General features: G+C 28.1%; 10 protein-coding genes. 1 reads left to right on the top strand and 9 read right to left on the bottom strand.

The features are described from left to right. Positions 1 to 107: 107 nt before the first annotated feature. A complete protein-coding gene (locus HF520_RS02335) occupies positions 108 to 2,738 on the bottom strand; it encodes a cation-translocating P-type ATPase (protein ID WP_168572499.1) in 2,631 nt (876 codons plus the stop codon). A 380-nt stretch (positions 2,739 to 3,118) separates the two neighbouring features. Between HF520_RS02335 and HF520_RS02330 the strand changes: the two genes are divergently transcribed. After that, positions 3,119 to 4,480, top strand: a complete 1,362-nt coding sequence (locus HF520_RS02330; RefSeq protein WP_168572498.1) for an APC family permease — start codon at positions 3,119 to 3,121, stop codon at positions 4,478 to 4,480. A gap of 60 nt (positions 4,481 to 4,540) precedes the next feature. Here HF520_RS02330 and HF520_RS02325 read toward each other — a convergent pair whose 3' ends face one another. From HF520_RS02325 to HF520_RS02290, 8 genes are all read right to left on the bottom strand, one after another. Continuing rightward, entirely contained in the window at positions 4,541 to 4,741 is a 201-nt protein-coding gene (locus HF520_RS02325) for a hypothetical protein (RefSeq protein WP_168572497.1), read from the bottom strand. Positions 4,742 to 4,913: 172 nt separating this feature from the next. Further along, positions 4,914 to 5,744 carry an energy-coupling factor transporter transmembrane component T family protein gene (locus HF520_RS02320; RefSeq protein ID WP_243155180.1) on the bottom strand — a complete coding sequence of 277 codons (831 nt, stop codon included), beginning with the start codon at positions 5,742 to 5,744 and terminating at the stop codon, positions 4,914 to 4,916. A gap of 2 nt (positions 5,745 to 5,746) precedes the next feature. After that, a complete protein-coding gene (locus tag HF520_RS02315; protein ID WP_168572496.1) occupies positions 5,747 to 7,447 on the bottom strand; it encodes an ABC transporter ATP-binding protein in 1,701 nt (566 codons plus the stop codon). Between the two features lie 21 nt (positions 7,448 to 7,468). After that, positions 7,469 to 8,020: an ECF-type riboflavin transporter substrate-binding protein gene (locus HF520_RS02310; RefSeq protein WP_168572495.1), complete on the bottom strand. Its 552-nt coding sequence runs from the start codon at positions 8,018 to 8,020 to the stop codon at positions 7,469 to 7,471. A gap of 257 nt (positions 8,021 to 8,277) precedes the next feature. Continuing rightward, entirely contained in the window at positions 8,278 to 10,275 is a 1,998-nt protein-coding gene (locus tag HF520_RS02305) for a YgiQ family radical SAM protein (RefSeq protein WP_168572494.1), read from the bottom strand. A gap of 171 nt (positions 10,276 to 10,446) precedes the next feature. Continuing rightward, positions 10,447 to 11,838 carry a sensor histidine kinase gene (locus HF520_RS02300; protein ID WP_168572493.1) on the bottom strand — a complete coding sequence of 464 codons (1,392 nt, stop codon included), beginning with the start codon at positions 11,836 to 11,838 and terminating at the stop codon, positions 10,447 to 10,449. Further along, positions 11,828 to 12,502, bottom strand: coding sequence for a response regulator transcription factor (locus HF520_RS02295; RefSeq protein ID WP_207711021.1), 675 nt, complete (start codon positions 12,500 to 12,502; stop codon positions 11,828 to 11,830). Before HF520_RS02295 ends, HF520_RS02300 begins: the two co-directional genes overlap by 11 nt. Positions 12,503 to 12,599: 97 nt before the next feature. Next, the gene (locus HF520_RS02290; RefSeq protein ID WP_168572492.1) at positions 12,600 to 13,670 is read right to left on the bottom strand and encodes a C40 family peptidase; all 1,071 of its coding nucleotides are present in this window, start codon (positions 13,668 to 13,670) and stop codon (positions 12,600 to 12,602) included. Positions 13,671 to 13,729 lie beyond the last annotated feature (59 nt).

Below are 13,729 nucleotides of genomic sequence, written 5' to 3'. Positions count from 1 at the left end.
TTTGTTTTATTATATTATAAGTCTTTTTTGACTTATTATAAATCATTTTTATAATTATCATAAATAAAAAAGATAGTGAATCAAATATAGATTCACTATCTTTTATACTAATTTTTTTTAAACAATTTTATTAACTCCATAAATATAGTTGATATTAATGCAAGTCCTAAACATATAACAAACTGCTTTATTCCAAAGTACATAGGTATTGAAAATAAAGTTCTAACACCTGGTATCAATGTTACTCCATAAAGTAAGAAACATACAACGATAGAACCTATTACATATTTATTTGAAAAAATTCCTAACTGAAGTAAAGTATATCCATTAGATCTTGCTGGCAATGTTTGAAGTATTCTTGATATTATTAATGTAGAAAATGCCATAGCTACTCCTAATTCTTCTGAATTAAGTCTTCCTACATATTGAGCAATTATAGTAACGATACCTATTGCTATTCCTCTAAATAATACTTGTTGTAATGTTCCACCAGCTAAAATACTTTCATTAGGATCTCTAGGTTTATGTTTCATTATATTTTTTTCTGGTGGTTCAAGACCTAAAGCAATTGCTGGCAATGAATCGTTTACTAAATTTATAAACAATAATTGTAATGCCGTAAATGGATTAGCCCAATCAGCAAATACTGCAAATAATATAGCTATTATTGCACCAAGATTTCCTGCAAATAAATATGTTATAGCTTTCTTTATATTGTCATATACACTCCTACCAACTTCCACTGCACTTACTATGCTAGAGAAATTATCATCTACTAATATCATTGCAGATGCATCTTTTGATACATCTGTACCACTTCCCATACCTATACCTATATCAGCTTGCTTTAATGATGGTGCATCATTTACTCCATCTCCAGTCATAGCTGTAACTTTACCTTTTCTTTGCCATGCTTTTACTATACGTATTTTATTCTCAGGAGAAACTCTTGCGTATACACTTATTTTAGATAAATTTTTATCTAATTGATCATCTGTTAATGCATCCAATTCTTGACCTGTAAGTGCAAGTTCCCCTTCTTCCATTATGCCTATTTGTTTAGCAATAGCTTTTGCAGTAGTTTTATGATCTCCTGTTATCATTATAGTTTTTATTCCTGCTTCTTTTGCTTCTTTTACTGCACTAAATACAGATTCTCTAGGAGGATCTATCATTGCCATAAGACCTACAAGTATCATGTCATTTTCATCTTCTATACTTGGAACAAAATCTTTATCTGGAACATCTTTCATTGCAAAAGCTAATACTCTAAGAGCTCTATTTGAAAAGTCTTCATTTACTTTTCTATACTCATTCAATATTTCATCATTTATTTCAACTACTTCTCCATCTTTTAATGCATATTTACATCTACTAAACAATACATCTGGAGCACCTTTTGTGTACATTACAGCATCACCATACATATCATTTACGGTTGACATTAACTTTCTATCTGAATCAAATGGTATTTCACCTTTTCTTACATATTTTCCTCTCAATGTACTATAATTTAATTCATTTTTATTTGAATATGTTATTAATGCAACCTCTGTAGGGTCTCCAATTTCATTTCCTTCTTCTGTAATATGAGAATCATTACATAGTGTAGATATTAATGTTAATAGCTTAGCTTGATAATTATAGTTAACACTGCCCTTCTCAAATACCCCTTTTTCAGTTCCATACATATAATAATCTACGACTGTCATTTTATTTTGTGTTAATGTTCCCGTTTTATCTGTACATATTATACTTGTAGAACCTAATGTTTCTACTGCTGGCAATTTTCTTATTATAACCTGTTTTTTTGCCATATTATTAGTTCCAACAGCTAATACAATTGTTACAATAGAAGATAATGCTTCTGGTATTGCTGCTACAGCTACAGCTACAGCAAACATAAAGCTATCTAAAACAACAGTTCCCATATTAGCTGTGTTCCCAACAAAATAAGCTCTAGCTACTTCTATAATAAAAATTAATAAAGCTAATATAGTTATTCCTATACCTAACTTTTTACTGAAATCTTCTAGCTTTTGTTGAAGTGGGGTAAGTTTACTTTCAGATGTTTCTAATAATCCTGCTATTTTACCCATCTCTGTGTTCATACCTGTTTCTGTAACTATAAATACACCTCTACCATAAACAACTATAGAACCACTAAATACCATATTCTTTTGATCACCTAATCCAACATCCTCATTTATAACATCTGTATTTTTTAATACTGGTTCAGATTCACCAGTTAACATACCTTCTACTACCTTTAGTGTTTGAGCTTCTATTAACCTACCATCTGCTGGAACATAATCTCCAGCCTCTAGTATTACTATATCACCTGGTACTAATTCTCTTGAAGGTAATGTAAGCTTTTGATTATCTCTTATAACCTTAGCCTGAGGAGCCGATAATTTTTTCAAACTATCAAGAGATCCTTCCGCTTTCTTAGTTTGTACAACACCAAGAACTGAATTTATTATTATTACAGCAAATATGATTGCAGATTCTACTACTTCTCCTAATATAACTTGTACTATAGCTGCAATAAGAAGTATTATAACTAAAGGATCTTTAAATGATTCTAAAAATAGCTTATAAGTTGGAATTTTATCTTTTTCTTTTAGTTCATTGTATCCTTGTGACTCCAATAATTTACTTACTTGATCACTTTTCAGACCTTGCTTACTTGAGTCTAAATTGTTAATTACATCTTCATATGTTCTTTTATAAACCATAACATTTCTCCTCACCGTAGTATTTATATACTTATATTGTGGATTTTTCTATATTTTATTATTCTATAATTTCTTTTTATCATATATAATACAGTTTTGCATCTAAATTTAATAATTTTTCCAAATAAATTAAGTTATATATTTTACTATATTAGATAAAACTATAACAATAAGTTACTTAGCAAGTATAAATATACTTGATTTGCACCATAAAAATCATTTTTTGCTATATTTTAGATATAATTCCATATTTTTTGTCGAAATTTGCAAGGAAAATTTAAGGAAAACATTGTTTTTATTTTTAAAAGTATTATAATTATATTTGTTCCTAAAAAAGGTAATAAATCATACAATATTTTTTAACAGAAAGGAATTATAAAATGGAAAACAAGAGCTTACAAAAAAATCTTGGATTCGCTGCTGCTTTATCAACTGTTGTTGGTATGGTTATAGGTGGTGGTGTATTCTTTAAACCACAAGCTGTATTTACATTAACAGGTGGAGCACCTGGACTTGGAATGATCGCTTGGATAGTAGCAGGTATAGTTACTATAACTGCTGGTTTAACAGCTGCAGAAGTTTCTGCTGCAATACCTAAAACAGGAGGTATGATGGTATATATAGAAGAAATCTATGGTAAAAAATTAGGTTTCTTAACAGGTTGGATGCAATCTGTTTTATTCTTCCCTGCAACTATAGCTGCAATATCAGTTATGTTTGGACAACAATCAGCAATATTACTTGGACAAACAGATAATAAAGTATTAGTTATAGCTTTAACTGTGGGTGTTATATTATTTATAGGATTTATAAATTCATTTGGATCTAAAACAAGTGGTACTATACAAACAGTATCTACTATATGTAAATTAATTCCGCTTGTTTTAATAATAGGATTTGGATTATTTAAAGGAAACAGCTCTAGCCCAATATTCACTCCACTTGTAGGTGAAGGTGTTAGTGCTGGAGGAGTTTTCGGTCAATTATTAATAGCAATATTATTTGCATATGATGGATGGATAAATGTTGGTGCAATAGCTGGAGAAATGAAAGATCCAGGAAAAGACTTACCAAAAGCTATAGTTGGTGGTTTATCTTTAGTTATGGCTGTTTATGTTGTTATAAACATAGCTTACTTATTCGTATTACCAGCAGATCAACTTGCTCAATTTGCTTCACCAGCTTCAGCTGTTGCAGAAGTTTTATTTGGTAGAGTTGGTGGTCAAATAATAACTATAGGTATATTAATATCAGTATTTGGTTGTATAAATGGTTACTTATTAACTGGGCCAAGAATACTTTATACATTAGCTCAACAAAAAACTTTACCAGGTTATAAATTTATAGGTGCATTAAATAAGAATGATGTTCCTGCTAATGCTACAATGATAATGGCTGTTATATCTGCATTATATGCATTATCTGGACAATTCAACTTACTAAGTGACTTATCTATGTTTGCTGTATGGTCATTCTATGTATTAACTTTTGCAGGAGTTATAAAATTAAGAAAAACTCATCCAAATATGAATAGACCTTACAAAGTACCTTTATATCCATTTATACCATTAGTAGCTATATGTGGTGGATTATTCGTTGTATTAAACCAATTATTCTTCGCTGGAATGACAAACACTTTAATGTCATTAGGTGGAGTTATAGTCACTTTAATTGGAGTACCTGTATATAACTATATGTCTAAAAAAGAAGGTTTTGACAATAGATTAGATGATATAGCTTAATGAATTAATAAATAAAAAAATAAGCCATCTTAAATATATTTTAAGTGGCTTATTTTTTTATTAGAATTTATTATTATAAGGATGTGTATCTTTGTATGATGGCGCTTTTACATCTTTCTTTTTATTAGATTTACCTCTAACCTCTTCATTTTCATCCTGTATTATATTAGTTATTTCTGTGTAAGTCTGTCCATGATTAACTAGATCAGTTAATTGTGGATTCTCATCTAAAACTCTTTTACTTTGATTAACTTTTTTCATATTAAATCTCCTTTTTATTTTTATTTTTCCACTATATTTTATTTTTACTACTATTCTTTTTTAGAAAAATAATCTAATTTATCATCTTTAATATAAAATATATATATAAATTGTATAAAAAAGTCCTAAAATACATTTAATAAAAAGTGTATTTTAGGACTTTTTTATTTATCTATATAAATGGATTATAAAATCTTCCTCCATTTACTCTCACTAATAATACTGATATTAATACTATTAAAATAAATAATAGTATTGATATATAATCATTCTTTGTAAAATCTTTTTTCTTATACCAAGTTCGTTTTTTGCCATTTCCAAAAGCTCTTAATTCCATTGCTATACTTATCTTATCAATCCTATCTAAGCTAGAAAATATGAGCGGAGTAAGTATTGATGCCGCATTCTTTATTCTTATAAATAGTTTTTCTTTGCTAGATAAATCAACTCCTCTAGCTTGTTGTGCAAATGCGATATCTTTATAATCTCTTTGTATATCTGGTATATATCTTAAAGCTATAGATACTGCATATGCAGCCTTATAGCTTACTCCTATTTTATTTAAAGATGCTGCAAATTCACTTGGATCTGTTGTTAATATAAATAATAATGCCATTGGTATTGTTGCAAAATATTTTAATATGACATTAAATTCATAAAACAATTGCTCAGAAGTTACTGTATATGGTCCAAATAACTTAAACAAAACGGTTCTGCTACCGTAAATCTGAACTCCTTGCTCTGGAGAAAATATAAATATCATAACTGCATTTAAAAGTAAAAACAATAGTATAAAATAGAGAACAAATGCTACCTCTTTAAACTTTATTTTAGACATTTTAAAAGCAATTAAACCAATTATAAGCATTCCTATTAATAATCTAGTATCATAAGTTATCATCGCTGCTATTGCCCATAATAAAAATACTATAAGCTTAGTCGCTCCTGTTAACTTATGTATAGGAGAATCTTTCTTTATATATGATAACATCTCAGAAGTCATATTTATCTAACCCTCCTATCATAGTCTATAAACCTTTTTATAAAGTTTTTTTCATCTTTTATCCCACATTTTTTAGCTAACTCATATAATGAAGTTTCTTTTAGATTTGCTTTTTCTATAACTTCATTATTTGTTAGTATATTTATAGCTGTATCATCTGCTATTTTCTCTCCATTTGATAATACAACTACGTTATTAGTATACTCTAACATTAAGTGCATATCATGAGTAATCATTATTATAGTGATATCTTGTTTATTAAGTTCTACTAAAAACTCCATTATTTCCGAATAATGTTTGAAGTCTTGCCCTGCTGTAGGTTCATCTAATATTATAACTTCAGGATTTAAAACAAGTATTGACGCAATGGTTACTCTTTTCTTTTGTCCAAAACTTAATGCAGATATTGGCCAATTTCTAAATGGATAAAGTCCACATATTCTAAGCGTCTTATATACCCTCTCTTTTACTTCATCTTCAGAGTATCCTCTAACTCTAAGACCAAAAGCTACTTCATCAAATATCATTGATTTAGATATCATTTGATTCGGATTTTGCATTACAAACCCAATTTTTTCTGAACGTTCTTTTATAGTTTTATTGGCAATATCTTCTCCATTAAATAGTATCTTTCCTGAAGTCGGTTTATAAAATCCGCATATTAATTTTGATATAGTAGATTTACCAGCTCCGTTTTTACCAACAATACTTACCATATCTCCTTTATTAACTTTAAATGATACATTTTTTAATATCTGCTTTTCTTCATTATATGAAAAACTTATATTTTCTAATTCTAATATTGTTTTATTGCTACTTTTAATAACATCTTCATCTATACTCGAATACCAAGTATTTACTTCTTCTTTACATTTATCTAAATCTATACTTTCTACGCTTTTAGGGTTCATATTCGGAGTTATATTACAATTTGCATATTTTAAAGCTGATATATATAAAGGCTCTCTAACTCCAATGTTTTTTAATATATTAGTTGATAAAACTTCATTAGGAGTAGTATCAGCTACTATTTCTCCATTATTCATAACTATAATTCTATCTATATCTTTATGAAGAACATCTTCTAATCTATGTTCTACTATTATCATAGTCTTATTGTTTTTATTTTTTATATCATCTATTAACTCTATAGCACTTTTTCCTGTTAGAGGATCTAAGCTAGCTAAAGGCTCATCAAATAAAAGTATTTTTACATCATCTACCGTAACGCCAGCTAGAGTAACTCTTTGCTTTTGACCTCCAGATAGCTTATATGGAGATGATTCTAATTCGCTATCTATATCTACTAGCTCTGCACAACCTTTTACTATAGATTTCATTTTATTTTGCTCTACACAATCATTTTCAAGCTTAAAAGCTATATCTTCACCTACTGTTAAACCTATAAATTGGCTATCTGGGTCTTGTAATACCGTTCCAATTATTTTTGATAATTCAAATATATTTTTATCATTTACATTCTCACCATCTATTAATAGCTCCCCAGATACCTTTCCACTATAATAAAATGGAATTAATCCGTTAAGACAATGAGCTAAAGTACTTTTACCAGATCCAGAAGGTCCTACTATAAGTACTTTTTCTCCTTCATATATAGTTAGATTTATATTTTTAAGAGTAGGCTCTGCTTGTACCCTATATCGAAAACTGTAGTCTTTAAACTCTATTATCTTTCTTTTCATTCCTATCTCCTTTTTAAAATATTACTCTTCTATTCTTAAACTTCCGCTCTTTATTTTTGTGTTAGAATAAGCTGATAATATTAGTGTTCCAAGAACTCCAACAGTTATCATATTAGAGATACCACCTATCATTCCTTGTAAAAATACCTTGTTTGCAGGTTCTAGATATATAATAATATCTAGACTTGGTGCAACTACAAACCATGCTATTATATTAGCTATAACTTGAGTTACATTAAATATTATTATCTGCTTTTTTCCAAAATCATCCTCTAAGTCTAATTTTCTTGATACAAGTCCTATTACTAAGCCAACTATTCCAGATGCTATTACCCAGCTAAACCATGGTGATCCATAAAATACTAAATCTTTCAATCCATGCCCTATAAGTCCTATTAAAAATCCTGCCATAGGTCCATATACTACTGACATTAATGCTAAATAAGCATATGATGTTTCTATATTAGTATTTGGAATGAAAGTTGGTATAGAACCAAATCTTCCTAATATCATAAAAACTGCAGCACCTATACCTATAGCAACTATAGTTTTTATTGATAACTTTTTATTCATCTACATTATCCTCTCTATTTTATTTAATTTATGTTTTCTACTAACGATTAAAATTCACGCAAATTTTAGTATAAATGTAATCAAAATAAATGTCAATATAAGTCGATTTTTTCTATAAATATACTTACCATCCTTATATATACAATTGTATTTTAAGTTACTGTATACTTTATATTTTATAATTAATAAGTTATAACTAAATAAAGGACATGAACTACATTCATATCCTTTATTATTATCTTCTTAGATTTTTATTATTACCTTTTTTTCCTTCTACTAGAATTATTAGTATTTCTATTATCTTTAGACTTATTTGACCTTTTCTCATTATTTTTTGAGTTTTTACTATTTCTATCGCTTTTATTATTCTTTGAATTTTTATGCGAATTATCTCTTTTACCATTTTTGTTATTCATTTTTCTATTGCTAGAATTAGGCTTATGAGAATAACCTCTAGATTCTCTCGGCTTTATTAAACATTTTGGACCATATCCTATTAAATCTTCTCTATCAGCTTCCATAAGAGCAGCGTGAACTAATTCATAGTTTCTAGGTGCTCTATATTGTAATAATGCCCTTTGCATTGCTTTTTCGTGCTTTGTCTTAGGTATATATACTTCCTTCATAGTAAGAGGATCAATTCCTGTATAGAACATTGTTGTAGATAATGTTCCTGGTGTAGGATAAAAATCTTGTACCTGCTCAGGTTGATAATTTGTATCTCTTAAATATTCAGCTAGTTCTATAGCCGAATTTAAATCTGAACCTGGGTGACTAGACATTAAATAAGGTATTAAGTATTGCTTCATGCCTAACTGCTCATTTATAGCAAAGAACTTTTGTCTAAATCTATCATAAGTGTTTCCTGCTGGTTTTTGCATGTATTCTAAAACTTCGCTCGCAACATGTTCTGGCGCAACTTTTAATTGACCACTTACATGATGTTTAATCAACTCTTTTAAGAATTTATTGTCTTTATCGGCCATAACATAATCATATCTTATACCAGAACGTACAAAGACCTTTTTAATTCCAGGTAAGCTTCTTACTTTTCTTAATAAATTTATAAAATCTGTATGATCTACCGTTAAATTTTTACATGGGTCTGGATGTAAACACTGTCTATGCTTACAAGCCCCTTTAGTTATTTGCTTTTTACAAGCTTCTTGCCTAAAGTTTGCTGTTGGGCCACCAACGTCATGTATATATCCTTTAAAATCAGGTAAAGTAGTTATATATTTTGCTTCATCTACTATAGATTCATGACTTCTACTTTGTACAGCTCTACCTTGGTGGAATGTTATTGCACAGAATGAACAACTTCCAAAACAACCTCTAGAACTTACAATACTAAACTTAACTTCTTCTATAGCTGGTATTCCTCCCATTTCTTTATAAATAGGGTGGTAAGTTTTTTGATATGGCAGTGCATAAACTGCATCTAACTCTTCTCTATTTAAAGGCTTCTCAGGTTTATTTTGAACTAAATATTTATCTCCATATGGCTCAACTATTACCTTTCCTCTATATGGATCTTGCTCGTCATATTGTAACTTAAATGATTGAGCATATTTAATTTTATCTTCGCAAATTTCTTTATAAGATGGAAGAATTACATAATCATCATATACTTCCTCTAAGCTATCTACCATATAACACGTTCCATTTATGTGTCTTATATATTTTGGATCAAATCCATTATTAAGAGCATCTGCAACTTCAACTATTTGTTTTTCACTCATTCCATAAACTAATAAATCTGCGCCACTATCAACTAATATTGATTTTCTAACTTTATTAGCCCAATAATCATAGTGAGCAAATCTTCTTAAGCTCGCTTCTATACCCCCTATTATTACCGGAATATCTTTATAAGCTTCTCTTATTTTATTACAATATACGATTACCGCTCTATCTGGTCTACATCCCATCTTCCCACCAGGAGAATAAAGATCTTTTTCTCTTTGTTTTTTACTTACGGAATAATGGTTAACCATCGAGTCCATATTACCTGAATTTACTAAAAATCCTAATCTAGGTCTTCCTAATTTCATAAAATCTTCTGTAGATTTCCAATTTGGTTGAGCTATTATCCCAACCTTATATCCTGCATTCTCTAATACTCTAGAAATTATAGCCGTACCAAAACTATGGTGGTCAACGTAAGCATCACCTGTAACTAATACAAAGTCTAGCTGTTCCCAACCTCTATCTATCATATCTTGCTTGCATATTGGTAAGAATTTATTTTCCATATAATCACCTGCTTAATTTATACTAAATTTTATTATATCCTTTTCATTCAACTGTGAAACTTATTTTTAATACTGACCTATAATTATATCATAAAATTTAGTATATATCATAGGAATAATCATGGTTAAATAAGTAATTTATAGAAATATCTCACTTTATAAAAATTTCATTCATAAAGGTAATATTATTATAAATTCACTTCCTTCTCCTAAACTTGTATTTACCAATATTTCACCACCATGCTCTTTTATTATCATTTTACTTATAGTTAATCCTACTCCTAATCCTTCATTGCTTTTACTCCTTGACTTGTCCCCTCTATAAAATCGCTCAAATATATATTGTATATCTTCATCCTTTATTCCAATACCAGTATCTTTTACTCTTATATAAACCTTATTATCATTTTTGTATAAACTCAAATATACATTTCCATCAACCTTATTATATTTTATAGAGTTTGATATAATATTAGTTATTACTTGAGATAACTTATCCTCATCTGCATAAATCTCTACATCATCTAATTTTGTGCTTATCTTTACACCTTTTTGCAATGCAATAGCTTGAAAATTAATTACTATTGAAGATATTATATTTCTTAAATTTACTTTCGATTTATTTATAGGTTCATTTTCTAATTTATTTAATTTTTTAAGTTCATCTATTAAAGATGTTATTCTCATAAGTTCTTTATCAATACTAGCTAAACGAATTGGTGTAGCTTCCCATATCCCATCAATCATAGCTTGTAAATGTCCATGCATACTGGTTAGTGGTGTTTTTAATTCGTGAGATAAATCTGTTATTAATCTCTTTCTTATATGTTCTTGAGATTTTAATGATTCTGATAAATTATTTATTGATAATATTAAATCATTAACTTCTTCTATCTCTCCTGTATAATCTAAATTTTTATACTCCCCTCTTTTCATTGACTTTGTTACATATGAAACTTTTTTTATAGGATTTGAAATTTTTCTAGCAACAAATAATGATACTATTAATATATTTAATATAAGTAATACAGATAGCGCTATTAGAGTATTGTTTATTTCATTTAAAAATGTTATATCATCCGATAGATAGTAAATATTTTTATCATACATTAAAACTCTATATCCAATTACTTCATTTTTATCGTCATATATAGGTGATTCATCTTTCACTATTCTCTTCTTCAAGTTTTTATTTACTTTTTTTATATTATTTTTTACATAATTATAATCATCACTATGATCTGCTTTAAATCTTTTTGACACATTCCATATATTATTTTTATCCTTATCTAAGACTTTTAATATAATTCCATTCTTAAATAAGTTTTCACCTATGTTATTTAAAATTTCCATATCCCACTCATCATTTATATAAGCTTTATGAATATCATTATTTATTTCATTTATTATTGTTTTATTTTTCAAAAATACATAGGAATCAAATTCTGATTTAAAGCTCATATTGACTATTATTGAAAAAATTAATATAAATAGTATCATTGGTAAACTAAAATTTAATATTAACTTTTTATTTATAGAAATATGCTTCTTTTTATTCTTCAAATTTATAACCAACTCCATATACAGTCTTTATAATTTTCGAATCTCCTAATTCTTTTTCTATTTTTTTTCGTATATTTTTTATATGATTATCTACAGCTCTATCTAGCTTTTCATAGGACTCTTTAATTGCAAGCTTAAGTATTTGATCACGAGTATAAATTTTTCCTGGATTGGATGCTAGTAACAAGATAATTTCATATTCTGTTTTTGTAAGTTCAACCTTACAACCATTTACTTTTACAATACGTTTTAATTTATCTATTTGCAATCCATTCTTAAAGTTTACAGTATCATGTTTGTTTATCCCACACCTTCTTATCAAAGCCTTCACTCTGAGTACCATTTCCATTGGATTAAAAGGTTTACATATATAATCATCACATCCTAAGTTAAAACCTTCAATTCTATCTTCTTCCTCAGTTTTAGATGTAATAATTATAACAGGGATCTCATATGATTTTCTTACATATTCACAAATGTGTTCTCCACTAATATCTGGCAGCATTCTATCTAATATAATTAAATCAATTTTATTATTATCGATAATATCTATAGCCTTATTACCATCATGTACACTTATAGTTTTATAGCCCTCTCTATTTAAATATGCTTCTATAAATTCACATATCATTTCTTCGTCATCAATTATTAGTATAGTAATCATAATATACCTCCTTTTATTTTATGATACCCTTATATTATTTTTAATAATAAAAAACCTCCTATTAAATTAGGAAGTTTTTTATTTAGTATATATAATTTTATAACACTCTTTTAGCCCATAGATATACATCATTCCAGTAGTCACTATTTATATTAGTCTTCTTAACTACATCTCCCGGTTTAGGAGCGTGTATCATTTCTCCATTACCAATATATATACCAACATGACTTACTTTTCCAGTTCCATTTGTACTAGAGAATATTAGATCTCCTGGCTTTAAATTTGAACGACTTACTGTAGTTCCATATGTAGATTGAGCTGTAGAAGTTCTTGGTATACTAATTCCAGCTGCATTTTTGTATACATAACTTGTTAACCCTGAACAATCAAAAGAACTTGGACCTTCTGCACCCCAAACATATGGTTTTCCTATTTGTGCCTTAGCTAAACTTACTATAGCAGATTGTTTGTTGCTACTACTTATATTACTAGATGTACTTTCTTCTTTTACAGTACTATTACTTTGACTTTGATTATAATTAGTTTTATTATTATTTGATGTATTTATCTGATCACTGCTCGAAGGTTTTGAACTTGATGTTGTACTACTTTGTATTCTATTATCAATTTCTTTATTTGATGTTGTTTCATCTGATTCAACTTCAATCTCTGGCTTTTTATTGGTTATATATTTTGAGTATACATAACCTTCTTTTCCATTATATTTAACCTTTAACCAATCTTCAGCTTGATCTATTAACTCTATTTTAGTTCCTTTTTCTAAGACCTCATATATATTTGACTTCAAACTTTTATCACTTCTAAAGTTAAGTCTGTCTACATTTACATATATATCTTCATTTGTTAATTCTATGTATCTTGAATTTACCCAACCAAACTTATTATTTTCTAACTCAACCTTATGCCAACCATTTTGCTCTCCTACGATATCTAACTTTGTACCTTTAGATACTGCAAATATTTTATTTTTATCATTTACTTCTGGCGTGCTTCTTACATTTAAACCAATCTTTGGTGTTACTGTTGCTACTTTATATGTAATTTCTTCGTACTTATTATCTACTTCATTTTCATCAGCAAGTACATTCATACTACTAGACATAGCCATAATTGCAGCTGCTGGTATTAAAATTTTTCTTTTTAACATATTTATATTCCTCCTAATACATTTTGTTACTTTTTTGTAACTATTTGAATTTTATCATA

Source organism: Romboutsia sp. CE17 (assembly GCF_012317385.1).
In the GTDB taxonomy this organism is placed as follows: domain Bacteria; phylum Bacillota; class Clostridia; order Peptostreptococcales; family Peptostreptococcaceae; genus Romboutsia_E.
The sequence above is the reverse complement of the archived record's forward strand: the minus strand, read 5'-3'. Positions and strand labels throughout refer to the sequence as shown.